At 61.9% G+C, this 21,687-nt stretch carries 17 protein-coding genes; 7 read left to right on the top strand and 10 right to left on the bottom strand.

Annotated features, from left to right (window positions below; genetic code table 11):
- Positions 1–230 precede the first annotated feature (230 nt).
- From BLS27_RS02830 to pgm, 6 genes are all read left to right on the top strand, one after another.
- Positions 231–1,628 (top strand): hypothetical protein, encoded by a 1,398-nt coding sequence (locus BLS27_RS02830; RefSeq protein WP_070574525.1) that lies wholly within the window; start codon positions 231–233, stop codon positions 1,626–1,628.
- The gene (locus tag BLS27_RS02825; protein ID WP_090343001.1) at positions 1,628–2,974 is read left to right on the top strand and encodes an aminotransferase class I/II-fold pyridoxal phosphate-dependent enzyme; all 1,347 of its coding nucleotides are present in this window, start codon (positions 1,628–1,630) and stop codon (positions 2,972–2,974) included. The genes BLS27_RS02830 and BLS27_RS02825 overlap by 1 nt, the downstream gene beginning before the upstream one ends.
- Positions 2,975–3,199: 225 nt before the next feature.
- Positions 3,200–3,766 carry a GNAT family N-acetyltransferase gene (locus BLS27_RS02820; protein ID WP_090342999.1) on the top strand — a complete coding sequence of 189 codons (567 nt, stop codon included), beginning with the start codon at positions 3,200–3,202 and terminating at the stop codon, positions 3,764–3,766.
- Positions 3,767–3,930: 164 nt separating this feature from the next.
- Positions 3,931–5,583, top strand: a complete 1,653-nt coding sequence (locus BLS27_RS02815) for a VRR-NUC domain-containing protein (RefSeq protein WP_090342996.1) — start codon at positions 3,931–3,933, stop codon at positions 5,581–5,583.
- Positions 5,580–7,841, top strand: coding sequence for an ATP-dependent DNA helicase (locus BLS27_RS02810; RefSeq protein ID WP_090342993.1), 2,262 nt, complete (start codon positions 5,580–5,582; stop codon positions 7,839–7,841). Before BLS27_RS02815 ends, BLS27_RS02810 begins: the two co-directional genes overlap by 4 nt.
- Before the next feature lie 87 nt (positions 7,842–7,928).
- Positions 7,929–9,566 (top strand): phosphoglucomutase (alpha-D-glucose-1,6-bisphosphate-dependent), encoded by a 1,638-nt coding sequence (pgm, locus tag BLS27_RS02805; protein WP_090342990.1) that lies wholly within the window; start codon positions 7,929–7,931, stop codon positions 9,564–9,566.
- Between the two features lie 80 nt (positions 9,567–9,646).
- Here pgm and BLS27_RS02800 read toward each other — a convergent pair whose 3' ends face one another.
- From BLS27_RS02800 to BLS27_RS02755, 10 genes are all read right to left on the bottom strand, one after another.
- Complete coding sequence (locus BLS27_RS02800) at positions 9,647–11,803, bottom strand: LTA synthase family protein (protein ID WP_090342987.1); 2,157 nt, start codon at positions 11,801–11,803, stop codon at positions 9,647–9,649.
- Between the two features lie 170 nt (positions 11,804–11,973).
- Positions 11,974–13,254, bottom strand: coding sequence for a coiled-coil domain-containing protein (locus tag BLS27_RS02795; protein WP_090342984.1), 1,281 nt, complete (start codon positions 13,252–13,254; stop codon positions 11,974–11,976).
- A 46-nt stretch (positions 13,255–13,300) separates the two neighbouring features.
- Positions 13,301–14,044: a hypothetical protein gene (locus tag BLS27_RS02790; RefSeq protein WP_090342981.1), complete on the bottom strand. Its 744-nt coding sequence runs from the start codon at positions 14,042–14,044 to the stop codon at positions 13,301–13,303.
- Between the two features lie 32 nt (positions 14,045–14,076).
- Positions 14,077–14,757, bottom strand: a complete 681-nt coding sequence (locus tag BLS27_RS02785; RefSeq protein WP_043211848.1) for a C39 family peptidase — start codon at positions 14,755–14,757, stop codon at positions 14,077–14,079.
- Positions 14,758–14,822: 65 nt separating this feature from the next.
- On the bottom strand, positions 14,823–16,310 hold the full coding sequence (locus BLS27_RS02780) for a heme utilization protein (protein ID WP_090342979.1): 1,488 nt from the start codon (positions 16,308–16,310) through the stop codon (positions 14,823–14,825).
- Positions 16,311–16,358: 48 nt separating this feature from the next.
- Entirely contained in the window at positions 16,359–16,931 is a 573-nt protein-coding gene (locus BLS27_RS02775; RefSeq protein WP_043211853.1) for a hypothetical protein, read from the bottom strand.
- Between the two features lies 1 nt (position 16,932).
- Positions 16,933–17,370 (bottom strand): hypothetical protein, encoded by a 438-nt coding sequence (locus BLS27_RS02770; protein WP_043211856.1) that lies wholly within the window; start codon positions 17,368–17,370, stop codon positions 16,933–16,935.
- Between the two features lie 298 nt (positions 17,371–17,668).
- Positions 17,669–18,220 carry an AAA family ATPase gene (locus tag BLS27_RS02765; RefSeq protein ID WP_090342976.1) on the bottom strand — a complete coding sequence of 184 codons (552 nt, stop codon included), beginning with the start codon at positions 18,218–18,220 and terminating at the stop codon, positions 17,669–17,671.
- Positions 18,217–18,783 (bottom strand): nicotinamide riboside transporter PnuC, encoded by a 567-nt coding sequence (gene pnuC, locus BLS27_RS02760; RefSeq protein ID WP_043211861.1) that lies wholly within the window; start codon positions 18,781–18,783, stop codon positions 18,217–18,219. The genes BLS27_RS02765 and pnuC overlap by 4 nt, the downstream gene beginning before the upstream one ends.
- A 139-nt stretch (positions 18,784–18,922) precedes the next feature.
- On the bottom strand, positions 18,923–20,557 hold the full coding sequence (locus BLS27_RS02755; RefSeq protein ID WP_090342974.1) for a methyl-accepting chemotaxis protein: 1,635 nt from the start codon (positions 20,555–20,557) through the stop codon (positions 18,923–18,925).
- A 299-nt stretch (positions 20,558–20,856) separates the two neighbouring features.
- Here BLS27_RS02755 and BLS27_RS02750 point away from each other — a divergent pair, with 299 nt between their 5' ends.
- Positions 20,857–21,687 carry an undecaprenyl-diphosphate phosphatase gene (locus tag BLS27_RS02750; RefSeq protein ID WP_043211912.1) on the top strand — a complete coding sequence of 277 codons (831 nt, stop codon included), beginning with the start codon at positions 20,857–20,859 and terminating at the stop codon, positions 21,685–21,687.

Genomic DNA, 21,687 nt, shown 5'->3' with positions numbered 1-21,687 from the left:
TCGTAATGCAACCTTCGATAATGACCCTGTACGGATGATTCATAGGAGCGATGGATGGGCTTGGGAAGGCTTTGGCGCGCGTGCGCCAGTGTGCGGGGTGAATTGGCTTGGGTGGTGTGCTTCGGTATTTCCCAAGACTTTGTAGGAAAGGTCAGCAAAGTTGGGCTGGCCCAACTGTTTATTTCGCACTTTACGTTTAAACACCGTGATGAAGAACAGGGAGTGTTCCGATGAGCAGTCTTCATGACCAGGCCATGCAGTCCATCTATCAACAAGTATTGGACCGTGTATGTAATCAGATGCCCCGCGGGCAACACGCCTCGCTGCAATTGTTGATCCAGCGGTTGACGGTCGCCGCAGGCGGGGAGCCGTACATCGGTGAGTTCCAGCTGGTGGTGGTGCTGGGGGGGGACCGTCGCAGTGCGCATCTGCTGGCGAATTTACGCGCTGCACAGTTAAGTCTGGCCTTGCGTGGCGGCCGGACCTTCCGTTTGAGGGTGATCGTGAGCTGTCTGCCCGCGCCCGACCCACATATGCAACTGAGTCATGAGCGCCTGTTCAACGCGCTGTTCATGCAGGATGACCCCAGGGTACAGCTGCTCATGCTGGAAGATGACAAGGTGGTGCCGTTCAGCACCTGCGTGGCACAAGCCGTGCGGCCTTGGGTGGCTTCGCGGCAGGCCTTGCTGATGTTCGGGCACCTCACCGAGGCGACGCCCAAGGCCCTGCTGGGCTGCCGCTTGCATCTGCAACTGGCTGGCGCCTTGCAAGGGACGCTCGATCACAGCGGCGCTGCCACCGCCTTGATCACGGCCTTGCCTGATCGTGAGCGCAGACGTGTCATGGCCTGGGGGCGGCGGATCTTGCGACTGACTGGGGAGCTCGAGGGGCTTGGCGACGTGGCTCGGTGTGCTGCGGCCTTGGCTGAGGGGTTGAGTCGCCTGCATATGCGGGTCGGGGCACCATTGGGACGGTGTCTGGACATGCCCACGGCAATGCGCCCTGAGTTGCCGCTCAAGATGTTGACGGTGGACGACTTGCTTTGCCCCTCGAGCGAAGCGCATCACCTGGACGCGATGCTGGGCCCGCCAAAAGAGCATGGCTTAGCCAATACGCCACTGGGCGCCTGGACAGCGTCCGGCATCGTGGAAAACCTGACGGGGGCGCATGCACATCTGCGGGCGCGACAGCCCCGGGAGCGGGAGGGGCAGCTCTCTATTAAGGATGCACGCGCCAGCTGGTGGCTGCGGGTACAGCAGCAGGGAAGGGTGTCGTTCCTGCAGGGGCTGGGGCTCAATGAGGAGCAACTCACGTGCCTGCTGTTCACCCCTTTCAGCGGGCGAGGTAAAAAACTGGCGGACTTCGTGCACGCTTGCCATCCACGCATGGGAGTGGCCTTGCCTTATCTGCACAAGGCACTGCAAGGCAAACCTTGCCCTGAAACCATCAAGCACTGGCTGGTGGACGTCAGTGGGTTGAGCCTGGTGCAGTTGCAGGCGATCTACGCGGCTCGCCTCGAGCCATCCGCTTGGCGTCTGCTGGTGAGTTTGACGCGGCGGGATGCAGCGCTGCGGTGGTTGCCACCCCTGGACTCTACGCCTGTGATCGTCCGCCAGGCGGCATTCTGATGGGGCGTTCGGCGCGTGGGGAATTCGCCTACCAGGGCGTATATCGCTATCTGGATGCCCTGATTGCCCAAGCCGATTATGCAGAACGGGGGCGTCTACCCTCCTTGCGCGACCTGGCCCGGCGCCTTCGGGTTTCGCTGGCGACCGTACAGTGCGCGTACAGCCTGTTGGAGCGTCAAGGCCGGGTTCGTTCGGTGCCCAAATCAGGGTACTTCGTGAATTTCGCCGAACCGCAGATCGCTTCGACAGGGGCGCATGCGCCCTTGGTCCCTCCGGTATCCGTCCTGGCCATGCCATCGCCTCATACACTGGAACGCACGTTGCTCGCCCATGAACGACGCCTCTCGCGCCAGGGCGGGCAGGCGACGTGGCGCTTGGGCAGCGGCGCGTTGTTGCGTAGCGTTTTGGCCGCACGCTACACCCGCGCTTCTGGCCATTGCTGGAATGCTCGGCACGTGCACTTGGCCACGGATGTACAGGCCTTGCTTGAAACGCTGTTGCTTGCCCTGCGTCTTCAAGGGGCAACGGCTGTGGTGGCAACCCCTTGCTGCTGGCGCCTGTTGCATGGCTTGCAGCAGGCTGGCATGCGAGTACTGGAAGCACCGTTGGCTGCTCATGGGGGGATGGACATGGGCGCGTTCACACGCTTGCTCGAACATGAGCCGGTACAGCTTGTGGTGATGCCTTCCTGCCTGTCCATGCCACTGGGCCGCCTGACGCCTGCGCAGGATCAGCAGCAACTGGCCCGTGTGCTCGCCGAGCATCCCGCTTTGCTGCTGGAGAATGACATGGACAGCGACCACTGTTTCGCAGGCCCTCCGGCGTCGCGGCTACGCGATGACATCGACGCGAGTCGCCTGCTGATACTCGGTTCGCTGGAGGCCACGTTGGGCGCTGAAGCGCCTTACACCTACCTGCTGTGTCGCCAACCCTGCGTCGACGAAGCCATCGCCAGACGAGGCTTTCTGTTACCCCCACTGCGTCAGCAAGCGGTAGCGCATACGTTCACAAAAGGGGAGGTCGACGATAGCTTGCCTGCCTTGCGCTTCGATCTGCAGACTCGAATGGACTACCTCTGCAGTCGAATCGAACTGCGTCTGGGCACGCACCTGGCGTTTGCCAAGCCTGATGGCGGGCGGGGGATCTGGGCACACCTGAACCAACCGATCGATATGGACGCCATTCTGGCGGCAGTGGCGGGTAGCCCGTTGTCTGTCATTCCTGGGGAGTTGTTCGGGCTCAAAGGCAGTTTCCCGCAGCACGTGCTGTTGGTCTGGTGCGCCGAGTCATGGGAGGGGCTGGACCAAGTGTTGCGCCGGCTGGGAAGGGTACTTGTCGGTCGTTGAGCGAGTGCGTCCGCTGATCGGTTCCGCCAGGGATCATTGTGTTTTCAATATTAAAGTGGCCAAAGTGAGTTAAGTCTTCATTGTTGCCTGAGTACGACATTTAAATAGCCTTGTACGACGCACTTTCAAGTTGGTTAATAACATTGGTGTGTCTTTTTATAGGCGGTGTTGAAACACGTTTTCCTACACGCTATAAGGGGCGACACTTTGTCTGGAGTCGTCTACATGGCCGTCGTATTTCGTCCGGGTCGCAGCTCGGATGCGCGTGACATTGCTCGGTTGTTTCAAATAACTTCCGAAGGGGTAGCCGATTATATTTGGAGCCAGTTGGCAGAACCGGGCCAGGATTTGCTGGATGTCGGCACTGCCCGTTATGCCCGTGATAACGTGGATTTCTCCTATCAAAATTGCCTAATTGCAGAAGCCGACGGGCAGGTCATCGGCATGATGCATAGCTACGCGATGCATCACGATCCAGACCCAGCCCCGATGACTGACCCTGTATTGGCACCTTATGCCGATATGGAAGTTCCCGACACGCTCTATATTTCGAGCTTGGCTCTTCACGATGGCTGGCGTAATCAGGGCTTGGGTGTACAGTTCCTTGAGCAGGCTCAGCAACGCGCTGATCAACTGGGGCTCAAGGGCCTGAGCTTGATCGACTATGCTGCGAACACCGGTGCCCGGCGCTTTTACGAACGGCACGGTTTCAAGATCGTCAAAACCTGCACGATCGTGCCCCACCCGATGGTTCGAGTGAGCGGGGAAGCCTATCTAATGCACAGGCCTTGACGGCACTTGAACGGGCATTGCAGGCCCCGTTTCAACGCAGTAGGGGCGGGTGCGGATCCATTTTTTAAGACCCTGAGCTCACCAGCGAGGCGACCTGTAGCACTTGCCAGTGCTTGGGGTCTGTATGTATAACCAGTGCCTGTTCCCATACCTGAACGCGCACCGTGATTGCCCATTCCGTCGACGACCCTCTTTATTACCTGCATAACTTCCGGCAGGTCCTGGCCTGGGTCGAGCAGCGCTACGCCGATCTGCTCGATGAGGTCGAGCACTGCTTTCTACAGGCGTTCGAGCGGTTGCCCGAGCCTGCCCAGGCCTTGATGGTTCGAATGGTCATGCGCAAGGGCGAACTGTTTCGCAGTGACAGGCTCGACTACGCCGAAATCGGTGATTGCTCATCGGCATTGCAACCACTGCTGGCGTTGGGGTGGGTCAGCGACGACGCCGTCCTGACCCTGGAGCAATTGTTCGATGTGCTGCGCAAACAGGAGCTGGCCCAATGCTTTGCCGCACATCTGAGCAAGCCACGGGCCGCCAAAGGCGAACTGCTTGCGCAGTTGCAGCCGTTGGCGCTGGCGCCCCGCACGTTGACTGAGTGGTTTGCGCAATCTCCGATACGTATCTTCCATTGGCGCCTGCAGCCATTATGTGATCGCTTGCGCCTGTTGTTTTTCGGCAATCTTTATCAGGACTGGTCGGAGTTCGTGCTCGCCGATCTGGGTTTGCTGCGTTATGAGCAAGTGCCGCTGAGTGTCGATTCACGCGTCTTGCGCCAGCGCACGGAGATCGACCTGGCCATGGCGTTGCACCAGTGCGCCGACCGGCTGGAGCAAGGGGAGGACGCCGACTCGCTGCTGGCCACCCTGGAGGGACTGCACAGCGACAACCCGTGGTTGGTACGGCGACGCGGGCGATTGATGTACAGCATCGGTCAGCAGTGCGAGCGCCGGGGGGACTGGGACCAGGCCTTGGTGGTATATGCCCGCAGTGATCATCCCGAAGCGCGTGTACGCCAGGTGCGGGTGCTGGAGCGCAGTGAGCAGTGGGACCGGGCGCAGGCACTGGCGCTGGAGTTGGCCGCCTCGCCTGCCAATGCGCAGGAACAACAAGCGTTGGCGCGCATGTTGCCACGCCTGGCGCGCAAGCTCGGTGGTCCGCCGCAAGCGCGCCGCCGCCCGGCGGACCTGGCGTTGATCGAGTTGCAGCTACCGATCGAACGTTCCGCCCTTGGTGTCGAAGAGGCGGTACGCCTGCACCTGGCTGAGGGCGCAAGCACCTGTCACTACGTCGAGAACACCCTGTTCAACAGCCTGTTCGGTCTTTTGTGCTGGGAGGCAATCTTCGCCCCGGTACCAGGCGCGTTCTTCCACCCTTTCCAGGCCGGCCCGCAGGATCTGCACGACAGTGACTTCCAGCAACGACGCGCGGCGTTGTTCCAGGCCTGCCTGAGTCGGCTCGACGATGGCAGCTACCGTCAGGCCATGCGCGACTGTTTCACCGCCAAGCATGGGCTGCAATCCCCGTTCGTATTCTGGCCGATGCTCACTCCCGAGCTGCTCGAGCAAGCCCTGGCGTGCATACCGGCGGCTCACCTCAAACAGTGTTTCATCCGTCTTTTGCAGGACATCCGCAGCAATCGCGCGGGCATGCCTGACCTGATCCAGTTCTGGCCTGCCGAAGGCCGTTACCGCATGATCGAGGTCAAGGGGCCTGGAGACCGACTGCAGGACAACCAGTTGCGTTGGCTCGCTTTCTGCCGTGAGCACGACTTGCCGGTGGCGGTGTGCCATGTACGCTGGACCGAGACGCCGACATGACCTACACCGTGGCAGTCCGTGCGTTGTGCGAGTTCAGCGCTAAGGTAGGCGACTTGGACCTGCGCTTCACGCCATCGCCCACGGCCCAGGAAGGGATCGCCGGTCATCGTCGGGTTGTGGCGCGGCGCGGCGCAGACTACGAGGCGGAGGTAGCGCTGCAAGGCCAATACCAGAGCTTGTGCGTGCGTGGCCGAGCCGATGGATATGACCCGGTGCGCAATCGTCTGGAAGAGATCAAGACCCACCGCGGCGACCTTGCCCGTCAGCCGCACAACCATCGTCAGTTGCACTGGGCGCAGGCCAAGGTCTATGCCTGGCTGCTGTGCCAGGCCCGGGGGCTGGAGACGATCGACGTCGCGTTGGTCTACCTGGACGTGGACAGCGACCGCCAGACACTGATCAGCGAAGAGCACAGCGCTTCGGACCTGCAACGCTTTTTCGAGGCCCAGTGCCAGCGATTTCTGGTCTGGGCCGAAGTCCAGCAGCAGCGCCTGGTAGAACGTGACAGGGATCTCAAGGCTTTGGGGTTTCCCTACCCGCAATTTCGCCAAGGCCAGCGCCAGTTGGCCGAGACGCTGTACAAGGCGGTGAGCACTGGCCGCTGTCTGATGGCCCAGGCCAGCACGGGCATCGGCAAGACCCTAGGGACTTTGTTCCCATTGCTCAAGGCCATGGCACCCCAGCAACTGGACAAAGTGTTCTTCCTGACCGCCAAGACTCCAGGCCGGGCCCTGGCGCTGGATGCCTTGCGCCAGATCACCGCTGCCACCCCGCAGCCGGCTTTGCGCACTCTGGAACTGATCGCGCGGGACAAAGCCTGCGAATACCCCGCAAACGCCTGTCACGGCGAGTCCTGTCCGTTGGCCCGAGGCTTCTACGACCGGCTGCATGCAGCGCGCGAGGAGGCGGCGCGCCGGCCGCTGCTCGACAAGGCGGTGCTCCGCGAGGTGGCGTTGACGCACCAAGTTTGTCCTTATTACCTGGGGCAGGAAATGGCGCGTTGGGCCGATGTGCTGGTGGCCGACTACAACTATTATTTCGACGCCCACGCCTTGCTGCATGCCCTTACCCAAGCCAACCAGTGGCGTGTGGCGGTGCTGGTGGACGAGGCGCACAACCTGGTCGAGCGGGGGCGGGGGATGTACAGCGCAAGCTTGGACCAAGGCCAGTTGGCCAGCCTGCGCCAGAGCAAACCCCCTGGCGTGGGCAGTGCCCTCGAGCGTTTGAACCGGCAGTGGAACGCCTTGTACAAGGCGCAACAAGCCCCTTATCAGACGCTCGATCGGCTGCCTGAAGACTTTCTGCGCACGCTTGCGCAGTGCATCGGCCTGATCCAGGAACGTCTGGAGCAGGCGCCTGGCGAGGTCGACCCGGCGCTGTTGCAGTTCTTCTTCCAGGCCCTGCAGTTCACCCGGGTCGCTGAGCTGTTCGACGATCACTTCATATTCGACGTGACATTGCGCACGGGCCCGCGCAAGCGTCGCTTGTCGACCTTATGTCTGCGCAACGTGGTGCCGGCGCGGCTGCTGGGGCCGCGCATGCAGGCGGCGCGTAGCGTCACGCTGTTCTCTGCCACCTTAAGCCCACGGCATTACTACGCCGACCTGCTGGGTATGCCGACCGACACGGCCTGGCTGGAGGTGGCGGCACCGTTTCGCGCCGAACAACTGGCGGTGCGCATCGTCAGCGAGGTGTCCACCCGCTACCGGGAGCGCCAGGCGTCGCTGGAACCGATCGTCGAACTGATCGCCGAGCAGTACCGCGCCCGGCCGGGCAATTACCTGGCGTTCTTCAGCAGCTTCGAATATCTAGGGCAGGTGGCCACCTTGCTGGCCGAACGTTATCCGGCAATCCCTCGGTGGGAGCAGGCGCCAGGCATGGACGAAGGCGCGCGGGAGGCGTTTCTGAAGCGTTTCGTGCCCGACGGCAAAGGTGTCGGTTTTGCCGTGCTGGGCGGTGCCTTCGGCGAGGGAGTCGACCTGCCTGGCAGTCGTTTGATCGGTGCGTTCGTCGCCACCCTGGGGCTACCCCAGGTCAACCCGGTCAACGAGCAGTTCAAGCAGCGCCTGGGGCGCCAGTTCGGCGCGGGCTTCGACTACGCCTATCTCTACCCTGGCGTGCGCAAGGTGATCCAGGCTGCAGGCAGGGTCATTCGAGGCGATCAGGACCGTGGGGTGCTGCTGTTGATCGACGAACGCTTCGCCGAACCACGGGTGCAGCAGATGTTCCCTGCCTGGTGGCAGACCGGTGGCGAATAAACCGCGCAGGCCCCATCGCACGGCGTTGCAACTCCCAGTACACTGCGTGTTCCAACACCAACATCCTGTTGAACTCGAGGTTCTTGCATGACGCTCAGTCCTTTGGCAGGCAAGCCGGCTCCGGCCAGCGTGCTGGTCGATATCCCCCGCCTGCTCACCGCCTACTACACCGGACGTCCCGATGCCGCGGTGGCGGCTCAGCGTGTGGCCTTCGGCACCTCAGGGCACCGGGGCACGTCGCTGGAACTGAGCTTCAATGAAGATCACGTACTGGCCATCACACAGGCCATCTGCCTGTATCGCCAGGAAAAAGGCATCGATGGCCCGTTGTTCGTCGGCGCCGATACCCATGCGCTGTCGGCTCCGGCCGCAGCCAGCGCCTTGGAAGTACTCGCCGCCAACGGCGTGCAGGTGATGCTGTCCAAGGACGATGAGTACACACCGACTCCGGCCGTGTCCCATGCCATTCTCTGCCATAACCGTGGCCGCCAGCAGGGTCTTGCCGATGGCGTGGTCATCACGCCGTCGCACAACCCGCCGCAAAGCGGTGGTTTCAAGTACAACCCGCCCAATGGCGGCCCGGCCGACAGCGACGTGACCAAGTGGATCGAAGCCAAGGCCAACGAACTGTTGGCCGCAGGTCTTGCCGGCGTCAAGCGCATGGACCATGCCCAGGCCCTGCAGGCCGCCACCACTCAGCGTTACGACTATGTAGGCCGCTATGTGGCGGATCTTGAGAACGTCATCGACTTCGACGTCATCCGCGCTGCCAAGCTGCGCCTGGCTGTCGACCCGCTAGGCGGGGCAGGGGTGCGCTACTGGCAGGCGATCGCCGAGCACTACCGTCTGGATCTGGACGTGGTCAACACCGAGGTCGACCCAACGTTCCGTTTCATGACCGTCGACTGGGATGGCCAGATCCGCATGGACCCCTCTTCGCCCCATGCCATGCAAGGCCTGATCGGTCTGCGCGAGCGCTTCGACGTGGCCTTCGCCTGCGACCCGGACCATGACCGCCATGGCATCGTCACTCCCGATGGCTTGCTGCAACCGAACAATTACCTGGCCGTGGCCATCGATTACCTGTTCCGTCATCGCCCGCTGTGGCGCAGCGATGCGGCGGTGGGCAAGACTGTCGTCAGCAGCGGCCTGATCGACCGCGTGACCGCTCGTTTGGGCCGTGAGCTGTACGAAGTGCCGGTGGGCTTCAAGTTCTTTGCCCAGGGCCTGTTCGACGGTTCGCTCGGCTTTGGTGGTGAGGAGAGTGCCGGTGCTTCGTTCCTGCGCAAGGACGGCACGGTCTGGGCCACCGACAAGGATGGTCTGATTCCGGCGTTGCTGGCTGCGGAAATGACCGCCCGTACCGGCCGTAATCCAAGCCAGGCCTATGCCGACTTGACCGAGGCCTTGGGCAAGCCGTACGCGACGCGTGTGGAAGCCAAGGCCGATGCCCGGCAGAAGGCACTGTTGAGCAAGCTGGCGCCCGAGCAGGTGACCTCCACCGAGCTCGCCGGCGAGCCGATCGAACAGATCCTCAGCCATGCGCCAGGCAATGGCCAGGCCATTGGCGGTCTGAAGGTGATGACGGCCAACGGTTGGTTTGCAGCGCGGCCGTCCGGTACCGAAGACATCTACAAGATCTACGCTGAGAGCTTCATCGATGAAGCGCACCTTCAGCGCCTGGTGCAGGAAGCGCAGGTGTTGGTGGATTCGGCAATCGCCTGATGGACAGCGGGGCTGTCCAGCAGCCCCATCACGATCTGAGACTGCTCCCACCGACGGGGTGGGGGCTTCTTGGAGGTGATTCAACCGCCACCGGCAAAGCCGGTGACCACACTGAAGTCACTGACCTCGACCTTGCCCCCGCCATAACCCAACAGGTGGAACGAAAACGCCTTTCGCACCGACGGGTTGTCGAAACCGAATTCCAGCTCCAGCGGCTGATCGGCTGTAACGATGATTTCCTCGGGCAATCCCAACGGCACATCCTGCTCGAATTCCTTGGCCTTGAGTTGGATGTAGGCGTCGTGTTTCGGGTCGAGCGAGCGCACCTTCACGCGTACACGGGTATGGGTGCCCTGGGGCATTTCCAGGTACTGAGCACCGATGAGGTTGTCGGCCCAGTCATCGCGGATGCGCTTGTGCAAGGTGATGGCTGCCGGGCCACCAAACTGGTAGCGCAGATTGAGCGGGGTTTGCAGCAGCGATTGGTCCAGCGTGTTGGCCAGGGCAGTGAGCTGCTGGCCTGCGATCTCGTTGCCCCGGCCCAGGTACTGGGCATGGTCGGCAATGAAACCTTGGCTTGCGTAACGGCGGCAACGCTCCTGGAAGTCGCACTCGGTCAGGGTGCCGTGACCGTCGTGATAGCGGAGCATGCCGTTGGTGTAGGAGATCATTTCGCGCCCCGTGTCGTAATCGCGGAACAGCGAGCGTCCGCTCAAGGCGGCCGGGATGGGCAAGGCGAAGTAGTCGAGCAGGGACGTGGCGAGGTCCACATGGCCGTAGGTGCCTTGCTTGAGGCGCGGCAGTTGGGCCTGTTCCGGTGCCAACGTCAGATTGAACCCCCATGAAGAGGCCAGGCGTACGCCATCGATACCGTGGGACTCATCGGAGGTGATGACCACCAGGGTGTCCTTGAGCACGCCCTGGCGCTCGAGGTTGTCGAGGAAAGCGCCCAGGGCATCATCCAGGTAGGCCACTGCCGCCTGCTTGGCGGTGTCGTAGCGCTGCAGGTAGCGCTCCGGCGCTGAATAGGGCTGATGGGTGCCGACGGTCAGCAGGGTGAGCATCCAGGGCTGCTTTTGCTTGCGCAGCTTGGCGACGTACTTCTGGGCACCTTCGAAGAAGGCGCGATCGTCCTTGCCCCAAGGGAAATGCAGGTAGTTCTTGTTGGTGAACCACTCCTGGCCATGCACTGACCCGAAGCCGATGTGCGGCATGATCCGGTCCTTGGCCATGAAGCGCAGGCCAGCACCTTGCAGGTAATGGGTGCTGAAGCCGGCCTGGCGCAGCTGCGCCGGCAGGCATGCCTGGTTGCGCAGGTCCTGGGTCAGCAGCTCCATGCCTTTGGGCGTGCCGTTGGCGAGCTTGTCGTAATCGCCGCAGAGCAGGGCGTACAGGCCGCGGATCGTCTGGTGGGTATGCAGGACATAATCGGGCGTGTTCATGCCTCGCTCCGCCCAGCGGCTGAGGTTGGGCATGAGCTCTTCGTCAAAATGGCTGTGCAGGGCTTGACGGTTGGCCCGTACATAGGCGCCAGGGATGCCTTCCAGGGCAATCACCAGCACGTTGCGGGCCTTGCCCGGCGCGTCCAGCAGCTTGCGCCCGTTGAGGTCCGACTGGGTCAGGCCGGCGATGGGCAGCACGGGCACGGGTTGCTCGTTGCCCAAGGCGCTGGAGGTGGCGCGCTGCACGTTGCCCACTGCGGCGGTCAATAGCTGGTGGGGTAGGTTGTACTGGCGCCATTGGTCGGCGTCGGAGGGGATCAGATGCTGGCCGGCCCAATGCAGGCCCAGCAGCACGACGGGAATGGCCCAGGCCTTGCGCGGCAGGGGCGTGCCCCGCAGGCCACGGCTGCGCCAGGCGCTGATCAACCAGACCAGCAACCCGGCGAGCAACAGCCAGGGCAGCCAGGCGTGGGCCAGGGCGCCGCCGGTTGAATTTTCCATGAACTGCGGATCGAACAGGTAGGTGAGGTCTGCGCTGTTGGGTAGTCGACCGACTGCGCTCACCAGCTCTGCCGAAGCCACCAACAAGGCGCCCCAGATCAGCAGTACGGGCAGCGCCAGCCACCAGGCGCGACGATGCAGGAATAGCACCAACAGGCTTGCGACCGCGATATCGGACAGGTAGCCGAAGGGGTTGGACCAGCCGAGCAAGGCCCTTGTACCCAGTGGGATCACCAGCACCAGGACTGCCAAGGCGAGCAGTCGGGCACGGGGATGACCGAGTATGTTCTTCACAAAGACTTCCTTCTTGTCATGAAACAGTCACTCAAGTGTGCTCCATGATAACAGGCGTTCGGCGCTGGACAGGGCTTGCGGACAGAGGGCAAGGCGTGGCGCGGCCTGCAGACTCATTACAAAAGATTGCATAAAGGATGGCATTGGGGTGCTGGGCACCCCGGCTGTCATCAGAAGTAATAGGGAAACTTGAGGCTGAACGAGAAGTCCGGTGCATCGTCGGTCAGGCCGATGGCAAGGTTCGGGACAATGGTCAGGTTGTTGGTGGCCGCGAAGGTCATGCCGATGTTGAAGTTCGCGGCGTTGTAGTCGCTGTTTGAGATCGACTGCCAATCGCCGCCATCGGGCTTGATCTTGCTTTTACTGGAGAACTGATCGGTGAACGAGAACGACATGCTCATCTTTTCGTTCAGGGCAAACGCGATACCACCGCCGATCTGCCACGAATCACCGAGTTTCACATCGCCTTTGACCTTTGTGCCCACCTGCGGGCTGATGTCGCTGAACGAGTCCTGCATGTTGTAGGTGTATTGCAAGCTGGCGAACAGCACCGCCGGGTCGAAGGTCTTGACCAACGATATGCCAGGCGAGATCGACCAGACACCATTGCCGGTCGGCAGATCCTCGGGCACCGCCAGGTTGTCGTTGCCCGGGCTCTGGATCAGCTTGATGCCGTATGGGTCCTTGCCGGTCGGGGCCTTCACCCGCAGGGTTGCGACGGCGTCGGGCCAGGTTTCCGACTCGTCGAGGAACTTGTAGGCGATGCCGAAGTTGACGTCGCCGATGGTCGGGTCGCGGGTTACCGAATCGTCCGAGGTGACCCCGGCGGCGCCGCCAGCGCCACCGGAGGAGTAAGTGGACTCGCGATAGACAATGGGCACGTTTATGTCGAACTGCCAGCGTTGATCCAGGTTGTAGCGGCCGGTCAGGTCCAAGGTCCAGTTGTCCGCCTTGATGCGGTCGATGTTGATGTTGCCCAGGAAGATCGAGTCCAGCGCCAGGAACCCGTTGAGGGTCAGGGCCCGCGTGTCGTAGTGGGTATAGGTGATGCCCGTCTCGAAGCTGAACTTGCCTCCGCCGAAGAAGCCGCTGGCCTCGTCATACAGGTTGGAAACACTCTGCGCAGGCTCGGAGTTGTCCTGTAGCGATTGCCCGTAGGAGCTGCCGGTGGTGCCAGGCGCGCCGGAGGCGACGGTCTGGCTGCCCTTGACGCCCTCGGCGGGCGACTTGGTCAGGCGCCGCGGGGCCGGGGCCGGTGGTGCCTCTTCGACCTGACGCAGCCGTTGCTCCAGCACCATCAATGCGTGCTGTTGTGCTTCGTAGCGCTCCTTGAGCGCCATCAGCTCCTGTTTCAGTGCTTCGACCTGAGGATCGGTTGCTGCCTGCAGCAGGGTGGCCGGGGTCAGGGTACTCAAACAAACGATAGCTCTTAGCGTCAACAAACGGTGCATGGGTTAGCCGTCCCTTCTGACTGCATTCGATGAGACTGAGCGTAGATCAGTATCCAAGACCACGGAGGCCTTTAAGTTGGTCCAGATTGACGTTCATCGAGCCGGCCGCAGGGGCCTCTCGCAGCACGACATTGAACGAGGTCAGGTTGCTGACGCGGTTGCTTGAGCCGAGCAACGTGGTGTTCTGCATCAGGCCGCCCTGGCCAATGCGTTGGAAGGTGTTGCCCTGGTTGTTGTTGGCGACGATGTTCATCTGCACGCCGCTGCCGGAGGAGGAGACATTCAGCGTTCCCGCGCCGTTGCTGCCGAGCAGCGTGGAGCCATTGGCAAGGGCCTGCCCCTGGGGTGTGCCGCTGGGGGCCTTGTCGCCCCTGGTCACGTTGATGGCGACATTGTTGTGGGCGGTGTTGAAGTCACCGGCGGCCCGCACCACCTGGGTCACGCCTTCGGTGGTGTTGAGCCCGCTGCCACCGGTGACTGTGCCTGTGCCATTGCTCTTGGGCTGGGAGGTACCGGTGCCTTTTTCGTTGATCAGTGACACGTAGAACTGCGGCTTGATGGTCGATTGCTGGATCTGCATCGCGGAGGTCGCGCCGATCACCTCGCCGTTGGCGTTCTGCCAGGTGCTGGTCATGACGATGCCGAAGCTGACGATCCGCCCCGGCATCACGTACCGACCTCGCAGGTTGGCCAGTTCCTGGTCCTTGAGCTCGATAGGTTTGAACGTCTCGGCTTGGGTCGGCAGGGCGGCCGCCAGGCAAGCGGCGACCAGCCAGGTTGAAGTCTTCATGGGAGCTCCCGGAGCGTCATGCCCATTCTGATTTAGAAGAAGTCGCTTTGGATAAAGCCAAAGTCCATCAACTCCGCGTCCTGCACAGGGGTGAAATTGCTGACGCGATTCTTGGCGCTCAGCGGCAGCGGCGGGTCGAGCAGGATGTTGTTCTTGTCATACCCCTGGCCGATGACGGCGAAGATGATGCCGTTCCAGCCCTTAAGGAAATCTTCGACCGTGAAGCGTTTGTGGCCCAGTACCGGGTCGCCGATGTAGACCCAACCCCTGTCGACCTTCTGCATGACCACGAAGTGCTTGTAGCCCCGGATGTCCATCAACACGACCACCGGAATGCGGATGCTGTTCAGGGTGTCGGGGGCCACTCGGTAGCCGCGGGCGCGCATGCCGAGGCTTTCCACGTAGCGCTTCATGTCGAGCATCGAGAAGCCCTGCACCCGGACCAGGTCCTGGTCGGCGTGGGCGAGCATGCCCTCGATGATCTGTTGTTCATCGACGTCCAGCCAGTAGGCCTGACGCAGGATGGTCGCCAGCGCCGCGGCGCCGCAACTGAAGTCGGTTTTCTGTTGCACCAGGTCGGCGAACTTGCGTTCGCGAATGCTTTGGATGGGTTTGTAGATCACTGCGCCGCCTGGCAGGACCGACAGCGGCATCTGGGCAGCCTCACCCACGCTGGTCACGCACAGCAACAACGCCAAGGCGAAAATACGCATGTCCCACGCCCCCTTTGCATTTCTGGTTAGGAAGAGGCCCCCCGTAGGGGGCCTCCAGGTCGCAGTTACATCGAGGTGTTGGAGATGGCCAGCGAGTTGCTTTGCTGGTTGCCCACACCGGCTGCCACGTTGACGCCCAGGTTGCCGCTGCCGCCATTGACCGAACCACTGAGGGTTGCGGTGTTGGTCACAGGGTTGGCCCAGCCGGTCGGGGTCAGCACTTGGAACGACACGGTGTTGCTCAGCGCGTACTCGCTAGACTCGCTGTAGCTCTTCGAGATGGTGTCCGAAGATTGCGAGGCTTTTTCGCCGGCTTTCTCGTAGGCCGAAGCGTTCGCTTTTTCCCACGCCGATTCGCGCGACTTGTCGTACGAAGAGTCGCGAGCTTTCTCGTAGGAAGAGTCGCGGGTGCGGTCATACGAGGAGCTGAACGACTTGTCGAACGACGAATCGAACGACTTGTCGAACGCCGACTCATGCGACTGGTCGTGCGAGGTGTCGACGTTCACGTCGAGGTTGGCGTTAAGCGAACCGTCGAAGCTTTCGCTACGAGTCCGTACGAATGGACCGAACGTGCTGGTGCTGGTGGCGTCAGCACTGGCCGAAGCATCCAGCGACGCGTTCAACGAAGCACTCGACGAGGAGCTGGAGCTCGAGTTGTGCGAACCACTGGCATTCCAGCTGTTGGAGCCGTTGGCTGCCATGTTGTTGGAGCCGCTGGCACTGCTGCTGTGGGAGCCACTGGCAGTCATGCTGCTCGAGCCACTGGCGCTGCTGCTGTGGGAGCCGCTGGCACTGCTGCTGTTGGACCCAGACTCGCTGAAGCTCGAGCTGGAGCTCTTGTCGATGGAGGAATCGAACGTGCCGCTACTGGAGGACGAACCGCTCTTGGAGGTGGTGTAGGTCAGCGTATCCACCCGATAGGTGCGGTCTGCCTTGTTGATGACAGTCAGGCCTGGGCCGTTCTGGTTGGCGGTAGCGGTGGCGGTGGAGTTACCCATAGGCGCACTGTTGTTGGCAATGGCCATGGTGTTTTTTTGCTGATTCAGATCGCCACCAGCGATGTTGATACCCACGTTGCCGCTGCTGCCGTCTGCCGAGCCGCTCATGACTGCGGAGCTTTGAGTGGACCAGTTCTTGACGGTGTTGTTGTTGCTGCGCTGATCGACGCTGGCGGTTGCCACGGACTCGCCGAAGACGAAGCTGTTGTCGAGCGCGGAGTTGTCGGACGCGGTGTTGGCGATGGCCGCCGCGTTATCTTGTTGGTTGCCGTTACCGGCCGCCACGTTGATCCCGACGTTGCCGCTCGCGCCGCCGGCGGAGCTGCTCATTTCGGCTTCGTTGATGGTGCCTTCATTGAGGATGAAGTTGTTGGTACTTCGTTGAGTGTCCTCAGCATTGGCAGTGGCGCTGGTGTAGATAGGTTTTGGTGGAGGATTGTGGTGGCCATTGTGGCCATGTCCACGCCGATCGTTCTGATCCGCTTGTGCAGCAACAGCCATGACCGCAGCAATTGCGAAAACCAGAGGCTTGAGTGCCATCGAGGGTTTCATGGTGTTTCTCCATCTTTTTTAGGTTAAGTGTTGTTCCACCTGTTTGGGTCAGTTAGCGACCCGGACGCTCAGGGTGTTTGCCGTCTGGTTTCCCACCCCGGCGCTCTGATTCAACTGAATGACCCCACGGCTACCGGTGAAGGCCTGGTCACCGGTGGTGACCTGGCGATAGCCGGGAGAGGCATCGGTTGGATCGGAGCTGTTGATCAACGCAACGTTCTGCTGCAGCAGGACGCTGTCGTCGATGGCTTGTGGATGCGCACTGATGCTGATCCGCAGTGCGTTGGCTTGTTGGGTACTGGCGCCTGCGCTCTGGTTCACGCCCAGTGCGCCGCTGCCATGGCTGAAGGCGCTACCCTGGATGCTGGCTCGGGCCCCCATGTTGGGATCGACCACTGACTGCAGGCCCTGACGGATCTGCGTGGTTGCGCTGGCCTCGTGGCCATAGGCGAAGGCCCGTGCGTTGGCCTGCTGCTGCAGGTCGCCCGCTGCCTGGTTGAGGCTGAAGTTGCCCTGGTACTGCGCGCCGGAATTGTCGATGGTGGCGTCGTTGATCACAGGAGGTTGGGCCAAGGCCGATGCACTGCAAAACGCGGTAAGGATTAACAGCGTCTGCCTCATCTCATTTGCCTCCGGTCAGAATCTGCAGCGGTGCCAGGCCGCGTTGGACGCTTGAGTTGACCATGTTGGAAATGCCGTTGCCCGAGCCGGTGCCGCGGCCAGCGGCCATGTTGGGGAGTTGGTTCTGGTTGCCGATGGCGCCGCCCAGGTTGGTGGTCTGCTGGGTCACCATCGAAGAAATGCCCGTACCGCTGGTGATGCTGGCGAAGTCACCGTCACTGAGTTCGTTGGTCTGCCTGAGAATGTGCGCAGACGGGTTGGCATTGGCGGTGGTGGGATTGGGGTCTGGGGCCACAGGAGCACGGATGGCCATGCGGGGCTGGACATCGCGGGTGATCACGATGATGCCGTTGTCGGCTTGGGCGGGCAGGCTGAGGCATGAGCCGAATACGCAACCGACCAGCAGGTGGTGAATCAGGCCTTTATCGAATGTCCTCACGACGGCAATTCCTTCTCTTGAGCGCTGGCCTGGGTCAGCGTTGCCCTGATGAGAGCAGAAGGTGTGCCGTTTTTGGATTTACCCGTTAAATCAAGGCGTTGGAGAATCTAGCTACGGATGTTTGGATTTTGTTGTATCAGCCGTGAGACGGATATCCATTCGCGCGTGGCCTGATCCTGCATCGGTGTTGCTTGACGAGGCTTTTTTCACAAGTGTTTCATGCGCCTTACACCACCCCCAAAACTGGTGAAAAGCCCATGAATTCGGGGACTGGCGCCCTTGAGTGTGTGTCAGGTCCTTAACACTCGGTTGGGCAGGTGGGAGATTTGCCTTCTAGCAGGCGTTGCACCGCGTTCAGGGCTGCCGCGCTTCTTTGCGGCCATTCTCCGCCGATGATCTGCACCGATTGGCGATGCCGTGCCAGCCACGCCAGACTGTCGTCGAAGAACCGTTGGCGGTCATTGAGGTCGGGCTGGCTGCGCTGGCCATCGTCCACCCAGCCGACGCCTTGGGGGCTGAGCAGCAGGTGCAGGTCATAGTGACGTGCAAGCAAGGCCTGTTCCAGCCAGGGCGGGCAGTCATCGAACAGGGCATGGCTCCACAGCATGTTGCTGAGCAGATGGGTGTCGAGGATCAAGAGCTCTGGCGTCAGCTGACGGGCCTGGTCCTCCCAGGCCAGTTGACCCTGGGCGATGGTCGGGATGTCGGCGTAACAGGTGTCACGCTGTTCCTGGTCGATGAAATGGCGTACGTATTCGCTGACGACCACGCCACCGAAATGTGCCTGGATCTCCCCACTGAGCCAGCTCTTGCCGCTGGACTCCGGGCCGCACAGCACCACGACTTTCATGCCGCCACCAGCGCCGGGTCGCGCCGCCATTGCAGCCAGCCACGTACGGCGATCAGGGTGAACAATGCGTAGAGTGCGGCGGTCAGGTACAGGCCTTTGTAGAGGAACAGGCCAACGAAGATCACGTCCAGAACCATCCACAGTGCCCAGCACTGCAGGCGCTTTTGCGCCATCCACCACTGCGCCACCAGGCTGAACCCCGTCAGTGCGGCGTCCAGCCAGGGCTGGGCGGCGTCAGTCCAGTGTGCCATCGCCGCGCCGAGAGCAAGACTTGCCAGCAGGCCGACCCCAAGCCCTGTAAGCATCGGCCCTGTGGCCAGGCTGGACACCTGACGGGCGTACTCGACACGCTCCGGGCGTGTCCATTGCCACCAGCCGTACAACTGCAGTACGGCATAGACCAGTTGCAGGAGCATGTCGGAGTACAGCTTCACCTCATAGAAGATCCAGCTGTAGAGCAGCACCATCACCAAGCCGATCGGCCAGCACCACGGGTTCTGCTTGACCGTGAGCCACACGGCGATGACGCCGAGCACGGCGGCGAAGAGTTCGAGGCCGGACATCGGCGATCCTTGGGAGTGGGGAAGGTCGCGATTGTAGCCTGTGGGGCGGGGAAGCTGTAGTGGCTGATGGCGGCCTGTTCGCGGGCAACCCCGCTCCTAAGGTAGGAGCGGGTTCACCCGTGAACAAATCGATAAGCTGTCAGACCTTGAACTGGCGCAGCAACTGTTCCAAGTCTTCGCTCAGGCGCGCCAGGGAGGCACCCGCATCGCTGGACTGGCGGGCCGCCTCGGCGGTCTGCTGAGACAGTCCGGCGGTGTCGAGGACATTGCGATTGATCTCTTCGACCACATGGGCTTGCTGCAAGGTGGCACTGGCGATTGACGCGTTGAGCGCGGTGAGGTTGTTCAATGCCTGGCTGATAGCATCCAGGCTGGTGCCGGCCTCGCGGGCTTGATGGACGGTCTGGCGCGAGGCTTCGCTGCTGGTGTCGATGGCCTTGACGGCTGCTTCCGACTGGCTTTGCAGGTGCTCGATCATGGTCTGGATCTCGGCGGTCGACTGGGCGGTGCGCTGAGCCAGCAACCGCACTTCATCGGCGACCACGGCAAAACCTCGGCCCTGTTCACCCGCCCGGGCCGCCTCGATCGCGGCATTGAGGGCCAGCAGGTTGGTCTGTTCGGCGATAGAGCGGATCACTTCCAGCACGCCACCGATCCGAGTGCTGTGCCCGGCCAGTTCGCGGATCACCTGCACCGCCTGGTCGATGGTGCTCGACAGCCGGTCGATCTGCTGCAGGCTACTTTGGATGGCCTGCTGGCCATGATCGACCTGCACTTGGGCCGTGTGCATCTCGTTGGCTGCCTGTTCGGCGGTCTTGGCGACGTCTTGAACCGCATAGGTGACTTCGTTGACGGCAGTGGCCACCTGGTCCATCTGCAGCGATTGCTGAACGCTGCGCGCCTGGGCTTGGCCCGCGTTGTCGCCGACGTGGCTGGCGGACTGGGCCAGGGCATGGGCCGCGCCTTGCAGTTGGCCGACCACACCCTGCAGCTTGCCGTTGAAGCGGTTGAAGTGCTCGCCCAAATGCGTGAGCTCGTCTCTACCATGGGTATCCAGGCGCCGGGTCAAGTCGCTTTCGCCGCTGGCGATGTTGCCCATGGCCTGCACGGCATCCTGCAACGGGCGAGCGATGCTGCGGGCGATCAACAGCACCAGCAGGGCCATCAGCACGGCGATACCCAGGCCGAGCAGGGAGGCATCGCGCACTTGGCGGGCGAATTCGGCCTGAACGTCGTCGATATAGACACCCGAGCCGATAATCCAGCCCCAGGGTTTGAACAGCTGGATGTAGGAAGTCTTGGCCACCGGTTCGCTGGCGCCGGGTTTGGGCCAGCGGTAGTTGACCGAGCCTGCGTCCTGGCTGCGGGCGAGGGCGACCATTTCGTTGAAAACGGCAAAGCCGTCAGGGTCGCGGATGGCGGACAGGTCCTGGCCGTCGAGCTTGGGGTTGGTCGGATGCATGATCATCTTCGGCCCCAGGTCGTTGATCCAGAAATAGTCATCTTTGTCGTAGCGCAGGCCACGTACCACCTGCAACGCCTGTTGTTGGGCTGCCTCACGGCTGAGTGTGCCGGCGGCCTCCAAGCCTTGGTAGTAGGCCAGCACTCCGGCAGCGGTCTGTACCACGTGCTGGGTTTTCTGGGCCTTGGCCTGATACAGGTCGCCGTGGAGCTGGCGCAGCATCAACAGGCCCAGGATCACCAGCATGGCCACCGCCACCAGCAGGATCAGCGACAGGCGACGGCTGATCGACATCGACCTCAAGGTCTTCATGAAAGGTACTCCCGCATTGTTCTTGTTATCAGGCGCATCCAAGCATGCTTTACGCATCGCGACACACTCGACCAAGGGCTAAGTGCCGGAAGAGGCATTTCGTGTCGCATGCCGTGCGAGCGATTGACAAGCACCTCTGATAGGATTTCGGCCGCGCAAGATGAAACCTTTAGGCATCGGCGTATTTCCACTGGCAATGCGGCCGGCAGTCGCTGTAAAACGGCCGGGCCTTTCGCGGCAATCACTAAGCAAATCAAGTACAAGGGGCCAGCCAGGAGCTGCGCTCCATCGGGGGAATGATGGATTTTTGGAGTGCCTTGCAGGCAATCATCTTAGGCGTGGTCGAGGGTTTGACAGAATTCCTGCCGATCTCCAGCACGGGGCACCAGATTATCGTCGCCGATCTGATCGACTTCGGCGGCGAGCGCGCCATGGCGTTCAACATCATCATCCAGCTTGGCGCGATCCTGGCCGTGGTCTGGGAGTTTCGGCGCAAGATCTTCGATGTGGTCCTCGGCTTGCAGAGCCAACCCCAGGCGCGTCGTTTCACTGCCAACCTGCTGATCGCCTTCTTCCCGGCGGTGGTGCTGGGCGTGCTGTTCGCCGATCTGATCCATGAATACCTGTTCAACCCGGTCACCGTGGCTGCAGCCCTGGTGGTTGGCGGGGTGATCATGCTCTGGGCGGAGCGACGCGACCACCGCATCGAGGTCGACCATGTCGATGACATGCGCTGGAGTCACGCGTTGAAGATCGGCCTTGTCCAGTGCCTGGCGATGATTCCGGGGACGTCGCGCTCAGGCTCGACCATCATCGGCGGCCTGCTGTTCGGCCTGTCGCGCAAAGCCGCGACCGAGTTCTCGTTTTTCCTGGCCATGCCGACCATGGTCGGCGCCGCAGTCTATTCGGGCTACAAGTACCGTGACCTGTTCCAGCCTGGCGATCTACCGGTGTTCGCCATCGGTTTCGTGGTCTCGTTCATCTTCGCCATGATCGCCGTAAGGGGTCTGCTGAAGTTCATCGCTAACCACAGCTATGCGGCATTTGCCTGGTATCGCATCGTTTTCGGCTTGCTGATCCTGGCGACCTGGCAATTTGGCTGGGTCAACTGGGCCACGGCGCACGGCTGA

The organism is Pseudomonas guariconensis (assembly GCF_900102675.1).
Lineage (GTDB): Bacteria > Pseudomonadota > Gammaproteobacteria > Pseudomonadales > Pseudomonadaceae > Aquipseudomonas > Aquipseudomonas guariconensis.
Note: the sequence above shows the minus strand (reverse complement) of the source record. Positions and strands in the feature narration are given on the sequence as shown.

Bases quoted from the DNA above. Each gene is read 5' to 3' on its own strand.
- BLS27_RS02795 (WP_090342984.1), bottom strand. From the start codon at position 13,254: ATGCACCGTTTGTTGACGCTAAGAGCTATCGTTTGTTTGAGTACCCTG.
- BLS27_RS02790 (WP_090342981.1), bottom strand. From the start codon at position 14,044: ATGAAGACTTCAACCTGGCTGGTCGCCGCTTGCCTGGCGGCCGCCCTG.
- BLS27_RS02780 (WP_090342979.1), bottom strand. From the start codon at position 16,310: ATGAAACCCTCGATGGCACTCAAGCCTCTGGTTTTCGCAATTGCTGCG.
- BLS27_RS02785 (WP_043211848.1), bottom strand. From the start codon at position 14,757: ATGCGTATTTTCGCCTTGGCGTTGTTGCTGTGCGTGACCAGCGTGGGT.
- BLS27_RS02755 (WP_090342974.1), bottom strand. From the start codon at position 20,557: ATGAAGACCTTGAGGTCGATGTCGATCAGCCGTCGCCTGTCGCTGATC.
- BLS27_RS02825 (WP_090343001.1), top strand. From the start codon at position 1,628: ATGGGGCGTTCGGCGCGTGGGGAATTCGCCTACCAGGGCGTATATCGC.
- pnuC (WP_043211861.1), bottom strand. From the start codon at position 18,783: ATGTCCGGCCTCGAACTCTTCGCCGCCGTGCTCGGCGTCATCGCCGTG.
- BLS27_RS02820 (WP_090342999.1), top strand. From the start codon at position 3,200: ATGGCCGTCGTATTTCGTCCGGGTCGCAGCTCGGATGCGCGTGACATT.
- BLS27_RS02765 (WP_090342976.1), bottom strand. From the start codon at position 18,220: ATGAAAGTCGTGGTGCTGTGCGGCCCGGAGTCCAGCGGCAAGAGCTGG.
- pgm (WP_090342990.1), top strand. From the start codon at position 7,929: ATGACGCTCAGTCCTTTGGCAGGCAAGCCGGCTCCGGCCAGCGTGCTG.
- BLS27_RS02810 (WP_090342993.1), top strand. From the start codon at position 5,580: ATGACCTACACCGTGGCAGTCCGTGCGTTGTGCGAGTTCAGCGCTAAG.
- BLS27_RS02775 (WP_043211853.1), bottom strand. From the start codon at position 16,931: ATGAGGCAGACGCTGTTAATCCTTACCGCGTTTTGCAGTGCATCGGCC.
- BLS27_RS02830 (WP_070574525.1), top strand. From the start codon at position 231: ATGAGCAGTCTTCATGACCAGGCCATGCAGTCCATCTATCAACAAGTA.
- BLS27_RS02750 (WP_043211912.1), top strand. From the start codon at position 20,857: ATGGATTTTTGGAGTGCCTTGCAGGCAATCATCTTAGGCGTGGTCGAG.